General features: G+C 45.9%; 17 protein-coding genes. 13 read left to right on the top strand and 4 right to left on the bottom strand.

Features of this window, described 5'->3' with window-relative positions; all coding sequences use genetic code 11:
• The first annotated feature begins 111 nt into the window (after nucleotides 1-111).
• Genes AC3A8L_RS08530 through AC3A8L_RS08505 form a run of 6 tightly spaced genes read left to right on the top strand, consistent with a single transcriptional unit; the run spans nucleotide 112 to nucleotide 5,559 of the window.
• Nucleotides 112-906 (top strand): SDR family NAD(P)-dependent oxidoreductase, encoded by a 795-nt coding sequence (locus AC3A8L_RS08530; RefSeq protein ID WP_487961815.1) that lies wholly within the window; start codon nucleotides 112-114, stop codon nucleotides 904-906.
• Nucleotides 907-924: 18 nt separating this feature from the next.
• Nucleotides 925-2,175, top strand: a complete 1,251-nt coding sequence (locus AC3A8L_RS08525) for an NAD(P)/FAD-dependent oxidoreductase (RefSeq protein ID WP_487961814.1) — start codon at nucleotides 925-927, stop codon at nucleotides 2,173-2,175.
• Nucleotides 2,175-2,975, top strand: a complete 801-nt coding sequence (locus AC3A8L_RS08520) for a DUF1365 domain-containing protein (protein WP_487961817.1) — start codon at nucleotides 2,175-2,177, stop codon at nucleotides 2,973-2,975. The genes AC3A8L_RS08525 and AC3A8L_RS08520 overlap by 1 nt, the downstream gene beginning before the upstream one ends.
• A 36-nt stretch (nucleotides 2,976-3,011) precedes the next feature.
• Nucleotides 3,012-4,277 carry a class I SAM-dependent methyltransferase gene (locus tag AC3A8L_RS08515; RefSeq protein WP_487961813.1) on the top strand — a complete coding sequence of 422 codons (1,266 nt, stop codon included), beginning with the start codon at nucleotides 3,012-3,014 and terminating at the stop codon, nucleotides 4,275-4,277.
• A complete protein-coding gene (locus AC3A8L_RS08510; RefSeq protein ID WP_487961812.1) occupies nucleotides 4,274-4,822 on the top strand; it encodes a DUF2878 domain-containing protein in 549 nt (182 codons plus the stop codon). Before AC3A8L_RS08515 ends, AC3A8L_RS08510 begins: the two co-directional genes overlap by 4 nt.
• The gene (locus tag AC3A8L_RS08505) at nucleotides 4,819-5,559 is read left to right on the top strand and encodes a hypothetical protein (RefSeq protein WP_487961811.1); all 741 of its coding nucleotides are present in this window, start codon (nucleotides 4,819-4,821) and stop codon (nucleotides 5,557-5,559) included. The genes AC3A8L_RS08510 and AC3A8L_RS08505 overlap by 4 nt, the downstream gene beginning before the upstream one ends.
• Here AC3A8L_RS08505 and AC3A8L_RS08500 read toward each other — a convergent pair.
• Complete coding sequence (locus AC3A8L_RS08500) at nucleotides 5,556-6,134, bottom strand: hypothetical protein (protein ID WP_487961810.1); 579 nt, start codon at nucleotides 6,132-6,134, stop codon at nucleotides 5,556-5,558. The two genes, AC3A8L_RS08505 and AC3A8L_RS08500, sit on opposite strands and share 4 nt — an antisense overlap.
• Nucleotides 6,135-6,231: 97 nt before the next feature.
• Here AC3A8L_RS08500 and AC3A8L_RS08495 point away from each other — a divergent pair, with 97 nt between their 5' ends.
• Nucleotides 6,232-6,930, top strand: a complete 699-nt coding sequence (locus tag AC3A8L_RS08495; protein ID WP_487961809.1) for a class I SAM-dependent methyltransferase — start codon at nucleotides 6,232-6,234, stop codon at nucleotides 6,928-6,930.
• Between the two features lie 87 nt (nucleotides 6,931-7,017).
• Here AC3A8L_RS08495 and AC3A8L_RS08490 read toward each other — a convergent pair whose 3' ends face one another.
• Together AC3A8L_RS08490 and mobA are read right to left on the bottom strand one after the other, a co-directional pair.
• Nucleotides 7,018-7,827, bottom strand: coding sequence for an RICIN domain-containing protein (locus tag AC3A8L_RS08490; protein WP_487961808.1), 810 nt, complete (start codon nucleotides 7,825-7,827; stop codon nucleotides 7,018-7,020).
• Between the two features lie 299 nt (nucleotides 7,828-8,126).
• A complete protein-coding gene (gene mobA, locus AC3A8L_RS08485; protein ID WP_487961807.1) occupies nucleotides 8,127-8,759 on the bottom strand; it encodes a molybdenum cofactor guanylyltransferase in 633 nt (210 codons plus the stop codon).
• A gap of 122 nt (nucleotides 8,760-8,881) precedes the next feature.
• Here mobA and pdxH point away from each other — a divergent pair, with 122 nt between their 5' ends.
• The 6 genes from pdxH to AC3A8L_RS08455 all read left to right on the top strand — a co-directional run bounded on the left by pdxH (nucleotide 8,882) and on the right by AC3A8L_RS08455 (nucleotide 19,883).
• A complete protein-coding gene (gene pdxH, locus AC3A8L_RS08480) occupies nucleotides 8,882-9,520 on the top strand; it encodes a pyridoxamine 5'-phosphate oxidase (RefSeq protein WP_487961806.1) in 639 nt (212 codons plus the stop codon).
• Between the two features lie 105 nt (nucleotides 9,521-9,625).
• Nucleotides 9,626-11,410 carry an ABCB family ABC transporter ATP-binding protein/permease gene (locus AC3A8L_RS08475; protein WP_487961816.1) on the top strand — a complete coding sequence of 595 codons (1,785 nt, stop codon included), beginning with the start codon at nucleotides 9,626-9,628 and terminating at the stop codon, nucleotides 11,408-11,410.
• Between the two features lie 48 nt (nucleotides 11,411-11,458).
• Nucleotides 11,459-12,208, top strand: coding sequence for a tRNA (N6-threonylcarbamoyladenosine(37)-N6)-methyltransferase TrmO (gene tsaA / locus AC3A8L_RS08470; RefSeq protein WP_487961805.1), 750 nt, complete (start codon nucleotides 11,459-11,461; stop codon nucleotides 12,206-12,208).
• A 398-nt stretch (nucleotides 12,209-12,606) separates the two neighbouring features.
• Entirely contained in the window at nucleotides 12,607-15,576 is a 2,970-nt protein-coding gene (locus AC3A8L_RS08465) for a glycoside hydrolase family 6 protein (RefSeq protein ID WP_487961804.1), read from the top strand.
• Between the two features lie 150 nt (nucleotides 15,577-15,726).
• Nucleotides 15,727-16,047 carry a BolA family protein gene (locus AC3A8L_RS08460; RefSeq protein ID WP_487961803.1) on the top strand — a complete coding sequence of 107 codons (321 nt, stop codon included), beginning with the start codon at nucleotides 15,727-15,729 and terminating at the stop codon, nucleotides 16,045-16,047.
• 473 nt (nucleotides 16,048-16,520) lie between these two features.
• Nucleotides 16,521-19,883, top strand: coding sequence for a peptidase associated/transthyretin-like domain-containing protein (locus tag AC3A8L_RS08455; RefSeq protein ID WP_487961802.1), 3,363 nt, complete (start codon nucleotides 16,521-16,523; stop codon nucleotides 19,881-19,883).
• Between the two features lie 415 nt (nucleotides 19,884-20,298).
• Here the strand turns inward: AC3A8L_RS08455 and AC3A8L_RS08450 are convergent.
• On the bottom strand, nucleotides 20,299-23,763 hold a 3,465-nt coding region (locus AC3A8L_RS08450), incomplete at its 5' end, for a beta strand repeat-containing protein (RefSeq protein WP_487961801.1).

Here is a 23,763-nt window from a genome sequence, read left to right as displayed (position 1 = left end):
GCATATCCCTGTGCTGGGTTGGGCGGTTAAAAAAGTGAAGAAGCATTTGGCGGGGGGAAGTAGTAATTCGCCTGATGAACATCGTTTAACAGCCTTAAGCGGAAAAACATCATGACATTAAAGAGGGGTCAAAAACCGCTAGAGAATGCTTGTGTCTGGGTAACGGGGGCATCTTCCGGTATCGGTAAGGCATTGGTTGGCCAGTTGGTTGCTGCCGGTAACTTTGTCATTGTGAGTGGTCGCAATAAAGATACATTATGCAAATTAGCAGCGCAGTGGGGGCATCAAGTAAAGCCTTTGCCTTTTGATGTTAGTCGCGCTGATTGCATGGAGGCAGCAGCAGCTCAGTTGGCTGATATTACGGATTATATTGATTGTGTCATTGCTTGCGCCGGTATTTGTGAATATGTGGATGATCTTGATTTTGATAGCCATTTATATGAGCGTGTTTTTGAAACCAATTTTTTAGGTGTCATTCGAACGTTACAGTTGGCCAAACCCTTGCTTGATAATAGCCAATCCAGCCCGCAGTTTGTTGCCGTGGGCAGTTTGTCGAGCGTGATACCTTTTCCTCGTGCAGAAGCTTACGGGGCGGCAAAAGCCGCTTTGGAGTATTTTGTGAAATCGGCGCGCATCGATTTAAGTCATCACCGACTAAAGATATCGCTGGTGCGCCCCGGCTTTGTTGCAACAGAGCTGACGAAGGATAATGATTTTTCTATGCCTTTTTTGCAAACTTCAGAAATGGCTGCAAATCGTATTATTCAAGGTATTCGTCAGCGAAAGCTTATTATTGATTTCCCTCGGCGTTTGAGTTGGCCTTTAAGATTTCTAGGTCTGTTTGATGGTTTGTGGGTGCGCTTTATAGGGCCGAAAATTACGAGAATGAAAACGAATTCCAATTAAACCAAAATAGGATTGGGGATGAAAATAGCGATTATTGGTTCAGGTATTTCAGGATTAACGGCTGGACACTTACTTTACAAACATCACGATATTACCGTTTTTGAAAAGAACAACCGGTTGGGCGGGCATACAGCGACTAAAATCGTTAATCATGACGGGGTAGAGTACGCAATTGATACGGGCTTTATTGTTTACAATGATTGGACATACCCTAATTTCATTAAATTGTTAGAGCGCTTGAATGTACAAACGCAGGCAACAAATATGGGATTTAGCGTTAGTCACCCTGCGTCGAATTACGAGTATGCGGGTGAAAACCTGAATACGTTATTTTGTCAGCGTTCGAATCTTGTTAGCCCGAGGCATTGGCGGGTGATAAGAGATATTCTAAGGTTCAATAAGTCTGCAGTTGCGGATTACAAGGCGGGTATTTTATCGCCTGAGGATACTTTGGGGCACTACTTGGCTGCCTGGCGCTACAGTAATGACTTTCGCGACTTTTATTTGTTGCCTATGGGCGCTGCCATATGGTCGTCATCTTTAGGTGATATGCTGGATTTTCCTTTAATATTTTTTGTTCGATTTTGTCACAATCACGGTTTGTTGAGCGTAAACGATCGTCCTACGTGGCGGGTTGTTCAGGGTGGCTCGGCTAGCTATATCAAACCGTTAACGCAAGGTTTTGAAGGCAGCGTTAGACTTTCTTCAACAATTAAAAAAATAACTCGAACAACACGTGGCGTTGAGATTTTAATTAATGATGAAGTTGAAGTCTTCGATAACGTTGTATTTGCCTGTCATTCCGATGAAGCTTTAGCTTTGCTCGGCGATGCTTCGACGGATGAAACCGCGTTGTTGAGTCAAATAGAGTACCGCGATAATTCCGTTGTATTACATACTGACTCTAAATTACTGCCTAAGCGCAAGTTGGCTTGGAGTAGTTGGAATTACTTGCTCGATGGCGATAAAGCATCGCCTCCTGTTCTAACTTACAGTATGAATATATTGCAGGGTATAAAGGCTCCCGTGGAATTTTGTGTGACACTGAATGCTCGAGAGCGAATCGATAGCGATAAGATATTGGGCGAATATAGTTATGCCCACCCAGTATTTACTCAGGCGGCTATCACTGCCCAAGGTGATTGGGCTTCAATTAATGGTGTGAATAAAACGTGGTTTTGTGGCGCTTATTGGTTTAACGGTTTTCACGAAGATGGCGTGAAGAGCGCATTACGCGTTGCTGAGCATTTGGGTGGCGATAGCCTGTGATGGACCACTCTTTTTCGAGCAGAATTTATGAAGGCTGGGTTCGACATCGGCGTTTTTTACCGACAGAACATACCTTTAAATATAAAGTATTTATGATGTACCTTGATCTTTCAGAAATTGATACGGTGATGTCATTGTCTCGATTTTGGCGTGTAGAGGGTTTTGGTTTCGCGGTATTTAAGCGCAAAGATTTTATGGGAGATACTAACGAGCCGCTAGATAGCTGCGTCAGATCTCTTGTCGAGGCGAGGATTGGTTCGCGGCCCACAGGGCCCATTCGAGTATTGGCCAATTTACGTTACTTTGGTTATTGCACCAACCCACTGACGACTTATTATTGTTTTGATCAGAGCGGTGAGAAACTCGAAACGATTGTCGCTGAGGTGACGAATACGCCTTGGCGTGAGCGCCACGCCTATGTACTTCGTGTTGATGGAGAAGAAAAGTTTAAATGTCGATTTCAAAAGGAATTTCATGTTTCACCGTTTAACCCTTTGTCGATGGAGTATCGTTGGTTTAGTAATGTCCCTGCTGACCACCTGTCGATTCATTTAGAAAATTGGCAAAATACGCTAGCCGCAGGTACTGAAAGTGATCCTAAAGCTGCTCTGCCGCAAGAAAAAGTGATGGATGCCACCATGAGTTTGAATGCAGCCAATATCACTGCAAAAAAAATGAATCGATTGTTGATCGCTTATCCCTTTATGACCGTAAAAGTCATTAGTGCTATTTACTGGCAAGCTCTTAAGCTTTTGGTGAAGCGAGTGCCTTTTTACGGCCATCCCAATAGTCGTGCCTAATTAAACAAGAATTATCGGTTAAAGCTGGAGATTAGAATGAAGTCCATTGATGTGGTTGATAAAAAAGCAGGCTGTGAGCTTAAGGTCAACTTTTTAGATGGTTTTGCTAAAAAAATTGTTCTGGGCGCACTTAAGGGCATCGCTCGCGGCCACTTAACTATTGAGGATGGTGGCGAAGTCTATGTGTATGGCGAACCAGCCACGACGGCAAAAGTCGTCGCTCATATATCAGTTAATCACCCGTCGGCATACCGCCAAGTCATGTTAAATGGAACGATTGGTTCCGGTGAATCTTACATGCAGGGGGCTTGGATTTCGCCTGACTTGGTGCAGGTTATTCGTATTTTCGTGATGAATATGGATGTGGTGTCGGGTATGGATTCGAAATGGAACTTTGCTTTGCAGTGGGCGGGTAATCTGGTTCATCGATTTAATGCAAACTCAAAAGATAAAGCCAAAGAGAATGTTTCGGCACATTATGATTTGGGTAATGACTTTTTTCAGTTGTTCCTTGATCCGACTATGCTGTACTCCTCGGCTATATACCCGAATGCTTCGGCCTCATTGCATGAGGCTTCACTCTATAAAATGGATCACATTTGTCGTCGTCTGGGTTTAACTTCTAGCGATCATTTACTTGAGATAGGAACAGGCTGGGGCGGGATGGCGATCCATGCGGCTAAAACTACCGGCTGCAAAGTAACCACTGTGACAATATCAAAAGAACAGTACGAACATGCAAGAGCTTGGGTTGAGCGTGAGGGTTTATCCGAGCAGATTGACGTTCAGTTGAAGGATTATCGCGATATTGATGGTGAATTTGATAAGTTGCTCTCGATTGAAATGATTGAGGCTGTGGGCTATCAATACTATGGCGAATACTTTACTCAGTGCTCTAAATTGCTAAAAAATACGGGTAAGATGCTGATTCAGGCGATCACTATTGCCGATCAACGTTACCATGAGGAACGTGACAATGTTGATTTCATTCAGCGCTACATTTTCCCTGGCGGCTGCTTGCCATCGAATGAGGTGATTGCCCAGCATTTACGCAAAGATACCGACATGCAAATAATTGGCTTAGATGATATTACATTTCATTATGCCAAAACGCTGGCGGCATGGAAAAAGTCATTTCATGAAAATTTGGACGAAGTGAGGTCACAAGGCTTTGATGATGTATTTATTCGCATGTGGGACTTCTATTTAAGTTACTGCGAAGGTGGTTTTAAAGAGCGTGTTATTAGTACTTCGCAAATTTTAATGGCTAAGCCCGACTGTCGTGATTTACCGGTTGTATGACGCAGGCTAAGGTTGATCAGCCAATTTGGTTCTTAATTGTTAATGCTGTTCTGTTTCAAATAATTTGGTTTGTCGCTGTATTGTTCGGTGATTCATGGTTTCTCGCATTGTTAGTCCCTATTCTAGGGCTGCATTTTTTCTGCCTTTTTTATATAAGAAAGCAGCTCTTTGTGTGGAAAAATGAAGTTTTGCTGTTGTTGATTTGTCTAGTAATCGGTTTTTTTGTTGAATCGCTTAAATTATGGCTAGGGGTGTGGTCGCCTTTAATTGACGATGTTTTTCCACCGTTATGGTTACTTGCCATTTGGCTCGGGTTTGGCATGAGCTTGCATGGTAGCTTGGGTTTTTTGCAGTCAAATTATTGGCTGTCTTTAATCTTGGGTTTGGTGGTTGCTCCGGTAAGCTACTTTGCCGGGGCAAGGTTAAGCCCTACTTACGATTTAGCGAGTCCTTACAGCTTACTTATTATTGCGGGGATTTGGGTGTTTGTTATGCCCCTGCTTGCTTACACGGCTAAACAAATTCCTCTTGAGAGGCCTCAGTGATATTCAAATTTAAATATTTAATTGTATTGTTTTTTCCTTTGCTGAGTGTGCCTTCTTGGGGGGCTGAGCTTTGTTCGCAAAATGATGCCGATATTGTTGGCGTTGCTGTAGGTGCCGATGAGGACGATTTTTTATACTGCGAGCGATATTTTCAGCTCGATGACACCCACTGGCGAGTTGAATACAGCAGTGGTGGCGAGATTGTTGTTGAAAAAACGCTTGATTACCTGTTGGGTGAGCAAGCACCGTTAGTCGTGCAACAAGATAATCGGACTGGCGAAGTTAGAGCTGTGGGTGTGAGTGAGGACCTATTGCAGTGGCGCGTTGCCTATCGCTTAAATTCAGGCGAAGCAGAAGAGAGTAAGTCTATTGCTAAAGCGGGCGTTCAGGTCATTGATGCTGGCTTTGACTCTTTTGTGCGACAGCAGTGGGATAGTATTTATAAGGGGGAGGCGGTTGTCTTTGATTTCCTATCCATTCCCCACTTAAAATCGATTGCACTGCGCGCGAGCCGCGTTGATATTGAAAAATGCGAAACATTTAATGTGAAGGTTGAGGGCGGCGTATGTATTCGTGTTGCGGCGAATAGTCGGTTGCTGAGATTTTTTGTTGACCCTTTAACGCTGCTTTACGATGCGCAGCACCGATTAATGGTTTTTAACGGTGCCGTTAACATTAAGGGTGCGGATGCTAAATCGCAAACAGCGACTATTAGTTATCGCTATAAAAGTGACTAGGTTTGTTCGGTTGTAGTCAATTTCAAGCTATTACGCTTTATGAGTGCCGCACCGGTAAAAAGAATAATGAAGGGGGCGAACTCCCTTAAAAGCACTGATGTTGTGTTGTTCATGATGAAAAGTGTTAATCCTGTGCAGAGCACACAAAAACCAAAGAGCAGCCAAGCATGGCCCCGCCAGTGTGCGTTTGTTTTTACCTCTGTGATTTGATCTTGCGTAAGCTCTAGGCTCCACTGGGGTTGAATGCAGTTCCCTATGGCTACAACTGCAACAATCCATACCATCATGCCAGCACCTTCAAGCTTACCGTAGAGTAAATTTATCGCGTCCCAATGTGCTGCGAGCGCTACCCCACCAAATAAGAAATACACATTAATACCGACAAATGCAGGAGAGTAAATCTTGCGTTTAAGCATGAGTAGAGCACTGACGATAAGTACAAGAGCGCTGGCAATAGCATAGGGCTTAGTCCAGTCATACATGGTGCTTGGGCGATCAAGTCGTACGTGTAAAAGAAAATATGACAGCGGCAGTGCTTGAACTAACCGGTAGCTTCCGCTTGAAATTATGGACATGTTGGCTATGATCTCGCCTTTAAAATTATGCCTGCGCTTATCTTTAGTGATACCCCTGAGGGTTGTGAGGGGGCAGGAAGGGCAGTGAGGTGTTCGGTTGAGTAGTATAAAGGATGAGTGGGTGCGTGAAACCCAGTTTGGGAAATGGTTTTTACGTACAGATGTATGGGTTAAATATGTATTGAGTGTGGCGATAGGACGCCTTTGCAATCTGGCGGGCGAAGAAATTAAGCCCGATGCTAGGGTGCTGGATGTTGGATGTGGTTTTGGACAATCGATAGAGATTGTTAACCATCACTTAAATCCCGCTTATATTGTGGCTGTGGATGTTGATACGCAAGTGTTGCCGATGGCTAAGGCAAGTGCTAATCAAGCGGGTTGCGGCGTGTTAGTTAGCCGTGCAGATGCCAAGACACTCCCGTTTTGCGACGAGGCCTTTGATGTGATTTTGTGTCATCAACTTGTGCATCATGTGGGTAATCAGCAGGCACTATTGGCCGAGCTTTACCGTGTGCTTAAGGTCGGTGGCACTATTTTGGTGAGTGAGTCCTGTGAAAGCTTTATTCGAACATTCCCGGTGCGTTGGTTTTTTAGGCACCCAATGCATTCCCAGAAAACAGCTGATCAATACATAGGATTGTTTCGCGAAGCCGGTTTTGTGGTACGTGATAAGTACATTGAAAAAGACACCCCGTGGTGGAGCCTGCTGGACTGGGGCTTGTTTAAGCGGTGGGGATGGCGAAAAAGTGAATATCCAACAACAGAGTTGTACTTGGTGGCTAAGAAGGGGAACTGAAGGCCAGTGCTAGGCTGGCCTTTCTAGTGCTTACGAAGATAGTACTTAGAACATATTACTTAGATGTTGGTACTTAGATGTTGGTGCTTAAAAGCTTACTTCTGCAGCGCCTTCGCTAGAGAGGCGAATAAGTTGCCATTGCTGGTTTTTGCCGCCCCAGTATGTCCAGAGTCGTACTTGAGCGTTGTTGTGTGTATTCATCCCGAATAGGTCAAGAGATTTACCGCTGAAACGTGACGCTATTGATAGGTAGCCAAGGTCTGCATCGTTGATTACCCAGTGCTGATTTAAGCTTTCTGTGGGTGCTGAAGCGGTTATTTGCGCGCCGTCGCTGGTTGACCAATCTTTAACTTCGAGCGATTTACCCGAGCTATCGTTAATCGTGAAATAGCCATCCTCACGCTTCGTGAGTGTAAATTGTTGTGAAGGTTTTGCCGAATAGGGGGTTTGATGGAAGTCGCCCTTGGTGTCTAGTTCCAGCGCTTTGCCGCTGTGCCGGGAAACGATGGCGTAGTTGCCACTGGATAAGTCGGCAGCTAGGGTCTGTGGTGCAATTTGTGGCGCTTTTGTCGCAGTGGCTACAGAACAGTTGGCGGCAGAAGGTGATGACGGTGCTCGATTGAAGGTGCGTTCGCTGCACAAAAATGAACCGCTAATAACGCGATACACATACTCACCGTGGCTACCAAAGGCAATCAAGCTGGGTTTTGCTACAGCACAACTACTGCCGTAGCTGCAGATGCTTAGGTAGCCCTTAGGGGCGTGCTGCGCTGCATTGGCAAGCCTTGCGCCTACGGAGCTAGCCGTAACGCTGCTATTGGCGTGCGTCAGTGCGGGCAGCACTAGCATCGATAGCGTGGTAAATAGATAGGCTGTTTTTTTGACCAAATTGACCAAGTTGAATCTCCAGCGATAATGCCTTAAAGCAGGGTTCTTATATTATTGAGAACGCAATACTTGCCTGTCTGGCGCTTAAAGCATTATTCGGTCTCGTGTTGTTATCTTTACTTTTATACGGGGCTATCGCTTAGGGTGCAAGTGTTACTGATCGATTTTCTTAGTAACGGGCGATTAGCGTGCGCAAAAAGCACTTTTATTCGTTCAAATATACAATATTCTTCCTGGGTTAAAGGTGCGCAAGTATTGATAATAGCTAATTACACACCTTTTAATGATAGCAATGGTTACTTTGGTTGCTATTTGTCCTTGCTGCAAGTCAATTTTTGTTGAGCGGTTGCGGCGTCCGCTAAACTGTTGATATTAAAGAAGTGACTTGTAGGGCAGTCTTGGGTTAAATCTAGCGCAGTAGCATTTAGCTTTTGTAGTGCTCCGCGCAGTGAGTATTGTTGCTGCTCGATGGCGCTTTTAATCGTCTGAATGGCAGAGACCGGCCAAAGTGCGTGTGCATAGTGGTTGCGGTCACTATGTTGTGCGTAAACGGGTTTTGTCATGTGGTGGGGGTTTATTCCTTTAATCATGAATGTTATCCAGCTTTCGTCTATATAGGGCGTGTCGCAAGGCATGGATAGCATCCATTGGCGGTCGGTGTTGCGCTGCAACCATTGAAGCCCTGCCAGCACTCCCCCTAAAGGACCTTGTTCGCCATTGTCGGCGATATGCATTTGAGGCGGGTATTGATTGTAGTGGTGTGGCCCACAGCTGATTAGCGTTGTTTGAAGATGCCGTGCTGCTATTGCGTAGCAGTGATCGAGTAATGTTGTGTCGCCGAAAGGGAGTAGTGCTTTATTTTGCCCTTCCATACGTGTACTTTTGCCCCCGGCAAGAATGAGGCCGGCAGTGAGCTGTTGGTTGTCAGAGGAGCTATTCATAGTTGGTTCGAAGCATTTCATAGTTGGGTCGAAACATTGGATTGTTTGCATAAGTGTATTTTGTCGGGTGCGGCGCTAAGGCTACACCTATTTAACGTTCTTTTAGATAGAAAAATATTGCTATGGATCTAGATACAATTCGCCGTGAATACCTTAAGGGTGGTTTACGGCGTAAAGATTTAAATGATGACCCTATGGTGCAGTTCCAGCATTGGATGTCGCAAGCCTTAGCGGCGAAGATACCTGACCCCACAGCAATGACTTTGGCGACAGTCAATGCGGAAGGCGAGCCGACGCAGCGGATTGTTTTGCTTAAGCATGCGGATCAAAGAGATTTTGTATTCTATACAAATTACTCTAGCCGGAAAGCGACCGACATTGCGCACAATAGTAAAGTGAGTTTGCATTTCCCTTGGCACTTTATGGAGCGGCAAGTGAAGATTAATGGTATCGCCACTAAGGTTTCAGCGGCAGAGTCGTTAGCGTACTTTCTGTCGCGACCGCACGAAAGCCAAATAGCGGCTTGGGCGAGCGAGCAAAGCCACAGCATTAGTTCTCGGCAAATGCTGGAAACTCAATTCGCCCGTATGAAAGAAAAGTTCTTGCAGGGCAAGGTCCCGCTGCCTGACTTTTGGGGTGGTTTTCGTATCACGCCCTACCGTTATGAGTACTGGCAGGGCGGTGCCATGCGCTTGCATGATCGCTTTGAATATACTCAGGCCGATAAAGTTGGCTGGGATATTTGCCGATTGGCGCCGTAACGAAAGACGTAGTGTGTTGCTTTTTTAATGGCACAAGACGACTTGTGCCTCTTAACTTTTCCGCGATGTAATCATTTCCTAAGGTCGATTTTATCTATGCGTCATATGAAAACAGGGGCAGCGGACGGGCCAGAAATCAAGCCTAGCTGGCAGGTGGCTTACCGTGTATTGCCGTATTTGGCAGAATACAAATACCGTGTTTTTGCGGCCTTGGGCTTACTTGTCTGTGCGAAAGTCGTCAATGTGGGTGTCCCTGTAGCGTTAAAACATGTCGTTGATGCATTGGATGTGTCGCCCACGGTTGCGCTATTAACGGTGCCTTTGTGGTTATTACTGGGTTACGGTTGTTTGCGATTTTTGGCGGTTTTTTTGGGCGAATTGCGCGATGCTATTTTTGCTCGTGTGGCTGAGCGGGCTATGCGACGCGCATCGCTTGAGGTTTTTGAGCACTTACACAAACTGGATTTAAATTACCATTTATCAAGACGTACAGGCGCTTTGGCTCGGGATATTGAGCGTGGCACAAGCGGCATGAGCTTTTTGTTGCGTTTTTTGGTTTTTAATATTGTGCCTACCTTGTTTGAAATTGCCTTAGTGGCCGGTGTTTTGTGGCAGCAATTTAGTTTTTCTTATGTGGTGGCCGTTGTGGCGGCTATTGTTTTATATGTTGGTTTTTCTGTTTTGGTAACCGAGTGGCGAACGCGCTTTGTGCGTGAGGCAAATGAGCAAGATAATCGCTCGAACAGTCGTGCTATGGATAGCCTGCTAAATTTTGAAACTGTTAAGTATTTTACGGCTGAAAAAATTGAAGCTAAAGAATATGACCACCATTTGGCCGGGTGGGAAAGTTCGCGATTGAAGAATCGACTTTCTCTGGCCGCGCTAAACAGTGGGCAAGCCTTAATTATTGCTATCTCTGTTACTGTTGTTATGTTCATGGCCGCAAGCGAAGTGGCTGCAGGAACGATTACCCTTGGCGACTTCGTCATGATTAATGCGTTTATGGTGCAGTTATTCATTCCGTTAAATTTTTTGGGCTTTGTGTACCGTGAGATAAGACAGGCTCTCATTAATATAGAGCGCATGCTTGGTTTGTTGCGTGAAAAAGCCGCCGTTGTTGATGGCGAAAATGCAACCGACATCAAATTAAATCATGGCGCTGTAACGTTCCGTGATGTCCACTTCTTTTATCACCCTAAGCGGCCAATATTAAAAGGCGTTAATTTTGAGGTGCCAGCGGGTAAAAAAGTTGCAGTTGTCGGTAGTAGTGGAGCCGGTAAATCGACCTTATCTAAATTACTGTTTAGGTTTTACGATGCTACACATGGCAGCGTGTTAATCGACGGGCAGGATATTCGCGACGTTACACAGCGTAGCTTACGAGAAAGCATCGGTGTGGTGCCTCAAGACACCGTTTTATTTAACGAATCATTACGCTACAACGTGGCTTATGGTAATCCTGCTGCAAGCCAAGCTGATATTGATGAAGCGTTAAGCTTGGCGAATCTGCAAGACTTTGTTGCTTCGTTGCCAGAGGGGATAAATACGCAGGTCGGTGAGCGTGGGTTGAAGGTTTCTGGCGGTGAAAAGCAGCGTATTGCCATAGCGCGGGTTTTATTAAAAAAACCTAAAATATTAATCTTTGATGAAGCGACAAGTGCATTGGATTCGCACAGTGAAAACGCCATTATGGAAGCGATTAATCGAGTGGCCAAAAATCGTACGACATTAATTATCGCACATCGCTTGTCGACGATTCGCGATGCCGACCATATTGTTGTTCTGGACGATGGCGTTGTGGTTGAGCAGGGTAGTCACGGCGCTTTACTGGCGCACAAGGGTTTATATTCGGCGCTTTGGAAAGTGCAGCAGCAAAAAAACGATGGTTGAACAGGTGATATTTCTTGGCGAGGGTTGTCAATATTAGGATGCATGTTCATGGATAAGTCGGCGTTTAGCCCAATTGCAATTGTGCGTTCGTGCTTTAGAGAAAAGTTCGGCATTCCTCGGCAGCCTGGTGTGGTCTCTCAGGCTAAGGCATCGATTGAATTACTGCCTCCATATAACGACCCCGATGCCGTTCAGGGGTTGGAGCAGGTTAGTCACATTTGGGTGCAGTTTTTGTTTCATGCTAATCGTGTGGCGGGTTGGAAAGCTAAAGTTAAGCCGCCTCGCTTGGGCGGCAATAAAAGTATGGGTGTTTTTGCGACGCGCTCACCGATACGGCCAAACCCAATCGGTTTGTCTGTTGTTGCGCTCGACTCTGTCGTTATTACCCCAAAGAAAGGCGGGGCCGGTGTTAGCTTAAATATATCGGGTCATGACTTTTTAGATGGCACGCCAGTTCTCGATATTAAGCCCTATGTTCCCTATGCCGATTGCTTGCCTTCGGCGACTAATTTATTTGCTGCGACTTCTCCGGATGAAATGCTGGTGCTGTTTTCGGTGGAAGCGCAAATGGCCTGCAAGGGGCCGCAAGCTCGTCAGTGTAATCTTCAATTACTTATTGAGCAGGTGCTTGCTCAAAACCCGCGTCCGGCTTATCAAAAGCATGACCCTTTACGTACTTACGGTATGCGAATCTATAGTTGGAATGTACGCTGGATTTATAAGTTGGATGCCCAGTCTGGCGAAGAATATGTTTGGGTCGAGGGTGTTGATGAAGAAGCATCATTCATTGGCGCTTAGTGGCTTTCTTATGAATCTGCAATAAAGCTCGCGGTGTCATTTTTTTCGCCAATTAAGTTAATTTCTCGGTTGGCGAATATTTTGTATTCAATTAATCCGCCACTCCTTAAGTTTTTGTTTTCACTACCGTGATTTACTTCTCAAAACTGCAGTCTTGTTTGTTGACGTTATCGTATTTTAACCAAATTAAAATACTTTTTTGCATCTTATTTGATAGCGTGGCTCGGATGTTTTCTGCCTGGTGTCCGAGGCGTGCTTGAAAAGGTGGTGGGTATTTTCAGGCTGTCGGTTTTGTTGTTTTGTACAAACAGTAAAATTGATTAAGGTATTTATTACCTGTCCTTCGGTGTCTCTGGGTGTTTGCTTAACCATTACCTCTTTTTCGAGTGAGACACATTATGATGAAACGTCCTAATAAAAACGATAATTTACCGGGCTATGCATTAGGGAGGGCTCCCTTTAAAGGGGCGGCCTTAAGTTTATTGGTGGGCTCTTTGGCGGCATGTGGTGGCGGAACTACGTCATCCAGTGACGATAGCAGCATGCAATCCTCTGCAAGTGTTATGTCTGTCGCCCAAGAGAGTTCGTCTTCGGCAATATCTTCTGTGGCCGTATCAAGTGCGGTAGTCGTGTCTTCGTCGTCAAGTGCTTCTGTGCCTGGTGCGCCAGTGGCCGATGTTTCAGGGACTGGCCCCATGGTGGCCCTAGCCGGAACTGAAATTATTTTTAAATCTGATCGTTCTACGGATTCTGACGGAGTCATCGCTGAAGTGCTTTGGCAGTTTGGTGATGGTAATCAATCGACAGATATAAACCCTCGTCATACCTACGCGCAATCCGGTACCTTTGAGGTGACTTTAAAAGTATTCGACAATGATGGTTTGTCTGGTGAATTGATGGTGCCGATTACGATACTGGATGCTGTTGGCTCGGGTGTTGCCCCGACAGCGGCAATTCAAGTGTCTGTTGAGCGAGGCGAAGCGCCTTTAAGTGTGACATTTGATGGTCGTGATTCCAGTGCTAGCGGCAATATAGTGAGCTACGAGTGGGACTTTGGTGGTGGTAATTTTGCCTACGGACCGGTTGTTGACCACGTATTTCACGAAGCGCTCACGCACAATGTTTTTCTTTCTGTAACTGATGATAAGGGCCTTTCGCACGAAACGTCGGCACAGGTAAATGCAATACTTGCGGTGCCCAAAGGTAAGCCTGGCGAAGCAATGCAAACACAGGGTAACCCCTTTACCGATTCCGCCTTTTATGTGAGCCCTGATATTGAAACGCTACAGGATCAGTCGCTTGAAAAAATTGACCCTGTTTCAGACGAAAAGCTATATAAAGATATTCAGTTTGTTCAGCAAATGCCTTCGGCCGTGTGGTTAGATCGCACGATTGCGATTTATGGTGGTACTGAGAATGGCGGGCGTCGTCCGTTGTCCAAAGATTACGCGACGCCAGGCAATACATTTTTGGGGCATTTTGATGAGGCGGTAGCGCAGCAGCAAGCATTGGCCGATGCCGACGGCAATTTGCCGCCAATGACGGTTGTGATTATTGTTTATAACTTGCCGGATCGAGATTGTGCGGCTTTGGCATCTAACGGTTTACTTAATGAAACGAATGATGCTGACGGTGATGGCATGCCAGATGGCACCGGTATGCAAATTTATAAAGAAGATTACATCGATGTCATCGCTGAAATTTTTGATAAATACCCGTCACTGCGTATTGTTGCCATGCTAGAGCCTGACGGCTATCCGAATATGATTACTAATGTCGGTAAGATATTCCCGCAGTGTGATGCGGTAGCGGCTGCGAAGGTCTACGAAAAAGCGCTGCAGTATGCCATTGGCAAGTTTGCCTCTATGGATAATGTGTATACCTATATGGATATCGGTCATTCAGGTTGGCTGGGCTGGCCCGATAACTTAAGCGGCGCAGTCGCGGGCTTTACTGGCTTGGTTGCCGGCTCGACGGATTCTGGCCGCCTAGATGTGATTAAAGGCTTTGCCTCGAACACCTCGGGTTATACCCCGCTGCGCGAGCCTTACATCAGCAATGCCTTTGAAGATCGTATGGCGCTTGCTGGTTTTTATGAGTGGAATCAGCAGGTAGACGAGCTGAGTTTTATCGATACGTTATACAGTGCCTTTACGGCTAAAGGCTTCCCTGACGATTTAGGTTTTATTATTGATACCGCCCGTAATGGTTGGGGTGGTCCGAATCGACCAACAGGTGAGGGCGCTCCAGGCTCCAAAGATGATCCTGCTTATAGAGTCGATTTGCGAACGCATCGTGGTCATTGGTGCAATATTAATGAAGCCGGTATTGGTGAAATTCCACAAGCAAACCCAGATCCAGCACGCCCTTATCTGGATGCCTATTATTGGATGAAACCACCGGGTGAATCTGATGGTATTTCGACAACTACCGATGGTGTTAACGAAGAAGGTAAATCATATGATCCTATGTGTGGCGGAGAATCGAGTAACAGTACTGGGGTAAGGGCCGACGTACTGCAAGATGCACCGCATGCCGGCGCATGGTTTCATGAGCAATTCATTATGTTGATTGAAAATGCTTATCCTCCATTAGGCTCTAAGGCACCAGATGCTAATGCCGGTGGCGCTAAGCCTGTGATCGTCGAAGGTTTTGAAGACTATGTGGTGGGCTCGGAGCCAAACGGTGACTGGGATATTGTAAAAGATGGTGTTGCATCAATCGCTGTTACCGATGAAATGTTTTATGGCTTAAGTGGTAAATCACTGAAAATGACTGCCGCGGAAGAAACGGCAAGTAATGACTCTATCGCAATGCTGAGTTTAAGTTCAAATCAGCTGGGTGGTTCGGCAAGTCATATGTTTGGGCGTGCTCGAGTTTATCTCGAAGATAACGGCGCTGAAGTTGATATGAAGTGGACCATGGTAACGGCAACGGGTAACCGTGGGCAGGATCGTGATGTTCAATATCGCTTCGGTGGCGCAGAGGGTAAATTTGCAGCGGCGCTAGATTCCAATGGCCGGGGCGCTTCGTGTGATTTGGCGTCGTCTACACCAATACCTAAAGGTGTTTGGGCTTGCTTGGAGTGGGAGATGAACCCTAAAAACGGTGAGCTTAACTTCTGGGTTGATGGCGAGCAAATTAACGATCTGGCTATTCGAGGGGATGCCTCGGGTTGTGCTTCGCGCAGTTGGGCGGATGGTCCAAGTAGCTTCCTTGAGGTAAACCTAGGTATTGGTCGTTACAAGCCCAGTGGCCAGCAGCCACAAGGGCAGCCAGAAAAACCGGCCAAGCCTGATGTATCTATGTATGTCGATGATATTGCGTTGTCGGAAGGACGCCTAGGGTGCTCCAAGGTTCGTAAGTAAGGTTCGTAAATAGAGGTTGCACCGCTAAGTTGAAAGCCCCTTTGTAAAGGGGCTTTTTTTTGTCTTGAAAAAGGGTGTAAATTGGCTAGGGCCGTTGGTGTATATGCACTAAAATACACACTGTCATTATTTGTGGTGGAGAAGTAACAGATGGATAGCGGGCCAATACAGCGGGATATTCAAACCAAGTTGATAGCAGAGCTGTCACCCAGGCGTTTAGAGGTGCTTAACGAGAGCCACATGCACAGTGTGCCGGCCAACTCTGAAACGCATTTTAAAGTGACGTTAATATCGGAGCGTTTTGAGGGCTTGCGGCCGGTGCAGCGACATCAGCTGGTGTATCAAATACTGGCCGCAGAGCTAGAGGGGGAAGTACATGCACTTGCGCTGCATCTTTACACTCCAGAGCAGTGGCAGGCACTTAATCAAACCTCGCCAGAATCACCGCCGTGCTTAGGCGGCTCAAAGTAACGGGTGAGGCAATAATAGTTTGTTCAATAAGGGTAAGGGACGTGCATGAAATAACTTCCCGTTTTTGAATTCCTGGGTGCACGCTTGCCTTTGTTAAAAATATTTGCAATAGCCAGCTATTACGCCATATTTTCGCCTCGCCTCGCCTCGCCAAGCAAGCACCCACAAACCCAAACTCCAGCAACTTATTCCGTGCCCCCCCCCTAACGGCACAGAAAACAATCAATTTCCCGGCATATTTTTGCATGCCTGAATAGTTGCCAATAAGGAGCACCGGGCCTGCAGGGAAGCAGGTTTTTCGGAGCGAGAAACAATATTGCCTCGTCACTTAAGTTATAAGTAGTAAAGCATCAAGTTATTTTATCGTGAATAAGTCACAAAATTCTTGGTTACTAATGCCTCAATTTTATTAACTTTTCTCTCTATTATGCGATTGGGGTTACGCCTCAATTACATACACGCGGAGGAATTTTATGTTTAGTCATCTTATTCAAAAAAATCGTTTAGTCTCATGTACGCGAAAACCCACGCTACGGCTTATCTTAGCTGCAAGCTTGGGTTTAAGTGCGTCATTTGTACACGCTGTTTCACTGACTCTACCATCGATAAATACTAAAATAATTAGCAAGGAAGCCACCACTACAAAGGTAGTATTGGCTAACAATGTAACCACTTTAAAAGAACCGTTATCTGTTTTTAAGCCTGTTTTAAAGTCAGTGGGTGTTAAAGGTACGCTTGGTATTCATACGCTTAAACCCACAGGGCAGGGTGATCAATTTATTGAGTTGGCTGAAAGAAAAGTTTATTTACGCGATGTAATTTCGGGCAATGATGTTGATGGCCAATTAACACAGCTCGATGGAAAGTTTGATTTGAGTGCGCCAACAGCTGGCCGCTACGCTATTTGCTGGAGTGTCGAAAATATTTCGGAAGCCTGTGGTAAATATTTTAGCGTTGAGAGTCAGCCGATTTATCTTGGTGAGGTAACCGTTTTTACCGAAACTCCGTTTGCTTGGGGGCTGAGTTTAATGCACGAGGATCGCCCCTGTTGGTTACACGACCCTTATTTTGAGGTGAACTTATTCACTGAAGTTGAGCTGCTGAATACCGCTTATAATCCGGTAGCCAACTCAGTTAAAGCCAATGTTAGCGGCGAGTACGTAATGGGTTTACCTAAGGGTAAGCGCTATATATTGCGGTCTAGTTGCGAAAAGGCAGAATATCAAACGCAATTCTTTATTGGTTCTGGTTGGCACACTATTGATTTGCCACTACCTAATTGGGTACCTAAAGAAGAAGAGTTCGCCGCTTACTTGAACGGGCGGGGTGTTTTGTCGGCACCGGCGGGCGAAAAGCTGGATCTGAATTTTTCTGCGAGTGATAAAGATGGACACGCACTCAAGTATGTCTGGAAAACATTGGGCGGTTCAGGTTTTGTTTCGGGTTCGAGCACTGCCAATGAAGAGTGGAAACTCCCGGGTTCACCTGGCCGGCATCAAGTGTACGCAATGTCAAAAGACGGCTACGGTGGCTACTTGATAAAAGGGCTGCCAATGCAAGTGGGCGTGCCGCTCGCCCAATTCTCGGGAACAGTTATTGATGAGGTCACGAGAGCGCCTGTAAAAAATGCCAACATTACCATTTTGGGTGAATCTACAGCGACGGATGCGAAAGGTTGGTTTAGTTTAGAGGTTCCTGAAATAAATAATGATCCTCGCTACTCTCTCAATATCAATCATTTCTCTTATGCAACGGCATCCCGAGTGCACGATAAATCGAGCCGTGGGGCCACCTATGAATTGATCCGAGCGCAAATTACTCAACACGATCCAGCGCTAGCCATTGATGTGGTTGATAAAGCCAGTAGTGGTCCGTGTGGACGCGCCGATTATGATAGAGAGGATAAATTGGATAGGGAGGATAAGGATTATGTCGATCCTAAACAGCGTGCGCGCGCACTCGCAATATTAAAGGAACGTGGCGTAACCGTGGTGACACCCGATGAGAAATGTGAGCATCGTGGTGCACGTTTACAGCTACCTGCAGGTGCTCTTGTTTATGCAGATCAAAGCCCTGCTGTAGGTCCTATTTCATTATCTATGGCGACAATGAATCCCGCACGCAGAGCGATGGTCGGTGATTATAGAGCTATTGATGCTAATGAAAAAGATATGGAGCTCACCAGCTTCGGTGCATTGTTTGCTGAATTTCGCGATAAATTTGGTAAAGAAATAAATGTGAAAAAAGGAATGGAAGCCAAGCTGACAATTCCCGTATCCAATGAGTTGGCGGCTTATGCGAAAGCGGATATCGATATGTGGTCTTATGATGAAAAAAGTGGATTTTGGTTGCAAGAGCAGGTGGGTAATCTTGTAAATACTGCCAGTGGTCCAGCTTATATTGGCCCAACCAGCCACTTCTCGACCATTAATATGGATGTCGCCGGTAACGATCCAGCCAACGCTACTTGTGTTCGCTTTGAGGTTGGCGCTTCGCTCAGTGCCTGGAACAATCTCGTTATGCGTGCCTATGTTCCTGTTAATGGTAGCGGTGTGCAGGTTAAAGAGACCCCGTTAGATAATGCGCAATACCACGCGGTTTATCGCATTCCTTATAGTGCGCCACCGGCGGGTAATACATTGCGAATTGAACTGAGGGGAACCCTGCCAAGCGGCGAACAGGTGGTATTGCTTGAAGAAATTATTGCAACCGATTTACGACCTAAAATGACAGGTAATAATCTATGGCCTGCCTACCCTTATTCGGAATGTGGAACGCCGATTGTTTTGGAAGCCGATCCAGTCGTATTGCCTTATTACGGTGACATTGCTGCAACAGGTAGACCAGCATTCTTAACTGGCCCCTACGGCACCTACTTACCGACTAATGGCCAACAAACTTCTGCCAACTATTACAATGCGGTTGATCCACTTAATGAGCGATTGGTGCTGGAAGATTGGTGGGTGAAAAATAATTTTGGTGTTGATGGCTCTGGCGGTACTCGGGCTTCTTATATGAATCACGGGGATCTTGGCTTTGGCCGCGATATGCATTGTCTGGGTGATAGTAGTAACTACGCATGTTATGTCACTAATTATGGGTTGCCGAATCAAAACCCTGCAAACGCTGATGATGCCGTGAGTCAAAACCCGGCAACACAAGGCGCTACTGTAACAATGGAGTACGATGCATCACTGGGTAATACGGCGGTTAGTTTTTATGCCTTTAACGGTGGGACCGGAGTAGCGCCAAGAATTAACTTTGCAGATTTGGATGGCCTTGGCCCAAAACCTTTACCTCATTTATGCATGGTTTGTCATGGGGGTACGCCAACGTCCTTTAATGTCGATAGTAAAGTGCACGATGCTGTATTTAGAGAGTTTGATATGCCGTCATTTAAATATTCAGGTAATCGCTCTTGGGAATTTGCACCTGCGGTTAATACTTTAACGCCTTTGGAGTTGGCTAATTTTGCTGTGCTAAACAATGAAGTCGCTGCAATAAACAGTGGCGGTAAAGTCGATGATTTAATTACCAGTTGGTATAATGGCGGAGGGAATACGCCTCAGCAGCTTTCTAATGCTGAGGTCCCAGCCGGTTGGGCAGGGCAGGAGAATACGTATCGCGATGTTTACGCAAAAGCCTGCCGTACTTGTCATATTTCAAGACCGGGCATTGTTGATTCCTTTGCAAGTTTTTCTTTCTCTGATTATTCCGTGTGTAATAGCCCTAAAATAATGCCCAATGCTTATATCACCTATAAGAACTTTTGGTCTGATATTATTATGGTCAATTTGTACGAAACGGCAACGGGTGCCGTGGATTGCTTTGACTAGCGAGAAACCATTAATCCTAATAGGAGGTTGATTTAGTTGGGTGTTAATGGAACTACAAAATGAGCCGGCCAGCAATGGTTGGCTCTTTTTTTGTACCGGGGTTTGTGAGTGCCGTGATTGGGATCGCATGTGAATGTCAACAAACCTGGCGGGTACGAAATGATACAAAATTAAAGAGGCCCACTAAAATATTACTGTAGTTGATATTAAGGGGGCGAGTATTTCTCAAGTATCCCCAGTGACTAGGGCCGTGCATGAAATAACTTCCCGCTTTTGAATTCCTGGATGCACGCTTGCCTTCGTTAAAAATATTTGCAATAGCCGGCTATTACGCCATATTTCCGCCTTGCCAAGCAAACACCCACAAACCCAAATTCCAGTAACTTATTTCGTGCACGCCCTAATGAACGCCTTTTTACGGTTCAATTAATTCAATTTTCATCACAAAAAAGAAGGATTCAGGATATAGGTTTAGATTGTCAGCGCCCGCGACAATTAATTTTCCGTCACTGGTGACCAATATGGCAGATGCCTGTTCGTTAGCGTCGTAATCAAATAATATACCGCCAACACTGTTAAATAAGGTATCTTTTGCGCCGGTAGCGGTAACGCGTGCCACAAAAATATCCTCTGTAGAGCCGTTACTATTGGTGCCCGTTACAATGATATTTTCCGAGGCATCCAATGCAAGCCCCAAGGTTTGGGCATTACCTGCGCCATAGTTATATGACGCAATGCCGTCTGTATCAAAAGCGGTATTTAATACCCCTGCGCTTGTCAATTCAATAATTACATTTTCACTATCACCTTCTGTGGTAAAGCCTGCCGCAACAATTTTTCCATCACTTTTTATTTTCACGCGTTTTAGTTCATCGACATTGGCGTTTGAATCTGGATTTAAATCCACTGTAATATAGCCGTCTGAAGGGGCGAAACCCGCCGTATCTAATGATCCGTTTTCTAGAAATTTAAGGATTAATCCAGCGTTACCCTGCTCGCCGACAGCGACCAGCGAACCGTCCGCTAAGGTGGCTATATCATTGATTGATTCATTATTACCTAAATCAAAAGTCGTAAAGCCGGCCGGGGTAAATGATAGAGCCGTGTCAGCATCTGCATTGGTATCGAGTGAGCCATCACTATTTAATCGGGCAACGTAGATATCTGACGCATTCGCGCTGCCGTTTGTGCCCGCAACAACAATTTTACTGTTTCGATCAATCGCCACGGCAGTTAAAGTTAGCCCGCTTTGCGCACCTGAGAAAGTTTTTATGCCGTCTGCATCAAACGTGGTGTCTAAGGTGCCGTCGGTCTGCAGCATAATTGCCAGCCCTTGGTTCTCGAGTGAGCCCACTGCCGCTAATCTTCCATCACTCAATTCGACAATATCGTTGCCTCCATAAGTGGTCTCTACTTGAGCCAACCAGAAATAGCCGTTTTCACCAAAGGTTTCATCGATAGAGCCATTGCTGGTGTAACGCACAACAATCAGAGACGGTGAACTTGCTTGGAAGGAACTACTCCCGATCCCGATAAACTTACCCGCATGCGGAGCTACTGTAAGTTCGATAAGCTCGCTCAAAGTATCGACGCTGAATGTTGGGCCGAGCAAATTAATACCATCGCCGCTATAGTTTGTATCCAGCACTCCGGCCGTTGTGTACCTTGCCATTAACAAATCGGGTTCTACCTGATTATCCTGAGTGCTAGCGAGATTAAGCCTATCGCTGCTGTCAATGAGAAGTCCGACGGAAAGATCATTGCTAATGCTGTTCAATGTTACCCGACCACTCGCCCCATAGTTGTTGACTACGCCTCCGTTTGTGTCGGTTTTATAAATCACAGTATCAATGTTGCTTATTAGTCTTTCACTGGCAAAATAAATATCACCGCTACTGTCTTCAGCAATCTTTTTTCCGACGGATTGACTCGTGCCAGCGTTATTGTCTCCATCAATGTCCACCACAAGAAACCCGTTCGTGCCGAAGCCCGTGACTAAACTACCGGTACTATCCAATTTTAGCGCGGCCATGTCTTGTTTCGTACTGGCTTGTACAATGGTGGACCCCATCACGATAAGCTCATCACTGCCATTAATGTAAGCATCGTAGGCTAGGTCATCCGCATTATCGCCAAAATCCATTAAGACTTTCCCATCCGAATCGTAAGATGTATCAAGTTGAAATGTCGGAGAAATTTCAATGCGCGTAACAGCAAAATCTAAACCGTTATTGCCGCTATTGTATGCACTGCCAGCGATAAGTGCTTTGCCATCCGACTGTAATTCCAATGTAGCAACAGTATCTGTGCCAGCGGTAAAATCCACATCAATAGTGGAGTGAGTGCTCGCGTCACTACTGAATTTAATCAGCCTAAAATCCCCACTGCCGCTTGCCGCGACTAGAATACTGCCATCAGAACTGATTTTTAAACCCTTAGCATAGTGTATTGCTCCAAAGTCCGTGACCGTGTTATTGAACGAGGTATCCAATACGCCAGCTGTGGTATAACGCCTAATAAAAACCTCACTTGTCCCGCCGTTTACATCCGATCCAGCAACGACTATTCGGTTGGAAGAATCAATAACTACCGAAGGTGAATCGACGCTGTAGGTCAATGCATCATTAACCACTCCAGCACTGCCAAACGTGCGATCAAGCGTACCGTCTGTATTAAAGCGCGCAATGAAAAGGCCACTGTTCGAATAGCTCGTTTTACCGACCACTACCGTTCGCCCAGAACTATCAAGAATCATATCGTTGGGCAGTTCGTAATTATCTGCGCCAAAAGAATTAGACCCAGCAATACCCGAGGTACCGAAAGTGGCATCCAGTGTTGGCGTTACGTTTTCTTGAACATCCGTGACGCTAATGGTGGCGGTAGCTGTCTCTGTTAAATTACCGGTGCCGCTGTCTGTGACCTTGAGCACGATGGTGTGTTGGACACTTGTTTCGTAGTTTAAGGATGTATTGTCCGCAATAGTGATTGCACCCGTCGCAGAATTTATGGCAAATATGTTGCTGCTGTTTGTTTGTAGGGAATACGTTAAGGAATCGCCGCTATCCACATCTGCGCCGGTTATGGTCATAACCGCCGAACCATTACTTGAGTTCTCGGCAATACTTGCACTGCCATCAGAAAAAGTCGGCGCATCGTTGACGGGTGATACTGTAACGGTAACCGTACTTGAGACAGTCCCACCGGCGTTATCAGAAACGGTATAGCTAATAGTATCGGCGCCGTTGTAATTTACATTGGGTACATAGTCGAGGGTACTATCTTGTTTTATCGTAATCACACCCTGCTCAGCGTTTGCTGACGTGACCGATAAGGTATCGGCGTCGACGTCTGAGTCGTTTGCCAATACGTTAATATTTACCAGCGTGTCTTCGTTGGTAGTGGCTGTATCGGCGACAGCGACTGGCACATCGTTCACCGCTGTGATGGTGAGCGTTACGGTTGATGACGCTGTCTCTGTGCCATCGGAAAGGGTGTAGGTGAGGGTATCTGAGCCGTTGTAATTCGCATCCGGTGTGTAGTCCAGAGTTTGATCTTGCCTGATTGCTACGGTGCCATTGGTTGCGCTAGCCGCGGTGACGGAGAGGGTGCTGCCTTCGGTATCCGTGTCATTGGCTAAAACATCGATATTGACCAAGGTGTCTTCGTTCGTGGTGGCTGTATCGATGGCACCGACCGGGGCATCGTTTACCGCTGTGATGGTGACGGTTACGGTTGATACAGCAGTGTCTGTGCCATCAGAAAGGGTGTAGGTGAGGGTATCTAAGCCGTTGTAATTCGCACCCGGTGTGAAGTCCAAGGTTTGATCTTGTTTGATTGCTACGGTGCCATTGGTTGCGCTGGCGACGGTGACGGAAAGAGT

It is taken from the genome of Marinagarivorans sp. (assembly GCF_982758155.1).
Note: the sequence above shows the minus strand (reverse complement) of the source record. Positions and strands in the feature narration are given on the sequence as shown.

Coding starts and splice junctions, on each gene's coding strand:
- AC3A8L_RS08525 (WP_487961814.1), top strand. CDS start 925: ATGAAAATAGCGATTATTGGTTCAGGTATTTCAGGATTAACGGCTGGA.
- tsaA (WP_487961805.1), top strand. CDS start 11,459: ATGGATAAGTCGGCGTTTAGCCCAATTGCAATTGTGCGTTCGTGCTTT.
- AC3A8L_RS08500 (WP_487961810.1), bottom strand. CDS start 6,134: ATGTCCATAATTTCAAGCGGAAGCTACCGGTTAGTTCAAGCACTGCCG.
- AC3A8L_RS08530 (WP_487961815.1), top strand. CDS start 112: ATGACATTAAAGAGGGGTCAAAAACCGCTAGAGAATGCTTGTGTCTGG.
- AC3A8L_RS08465 (WP_487961804.1), top strand. CDS start 12,607: ATGATGAAACGTCCTAATAAAAACGATAATTTACCGGGCTATGCATTA.
- AC3A8L_RS08460 (WP_487961803.1), top strand. CDS start 15,727: ATGGATAGCGGGCCAATACAGCGGGATATTCAAACCAAGTTGATAGCA.
- AC3A8L_RS08515 (WP_487961813.1), top strand. CDS start 3,012: ATGAAGTCCATTGATGTGGTTGATAAAAAAGCAGGCTGTGAGCTTAAG.
- AC3A8L_RS08520 (WP_487961817.1), top strand. CDS start 2,175: ATGGACCACTCTTTTTCGAGCAGAATTTATGAAGGCTGGGTTCGACAT.
- mobA (WP_487961807.1), bottom strand. CDS start 8,759: ATGAATAGCTCCTCTGACAACCAACAGCTCACTGCCGGCCTCATTCTT.
- AC3A8L_RS08455 (WP_487961802.1), top strand. CDS start 16,521: ATGTTTAGTCATCTTATTCAAAAAAATCGTTTAGTCTCATGTACGCGA.
- pdxH (WP_487961806.1), top strand. CDS start 8,882: ATGGATCTAGATACAATTCGCCGTGAATACCTTAAGGGTGGTTTACGG.
- AC3A8L_RS08475 (WP_487961816.1), top strand. CDS start 9,626: ATGAAAACAGGGGCAGCGGACGGGCCAGAAATCAAGCCTAGCTGGCAG.
- AC3A8L_RS08510 (WP_487961812.1), top strand. CDS start 4,274: ATGACGCAGGCTAAGGTTGATCAGCCAATTTGGTTCTTAATTGTTAAT.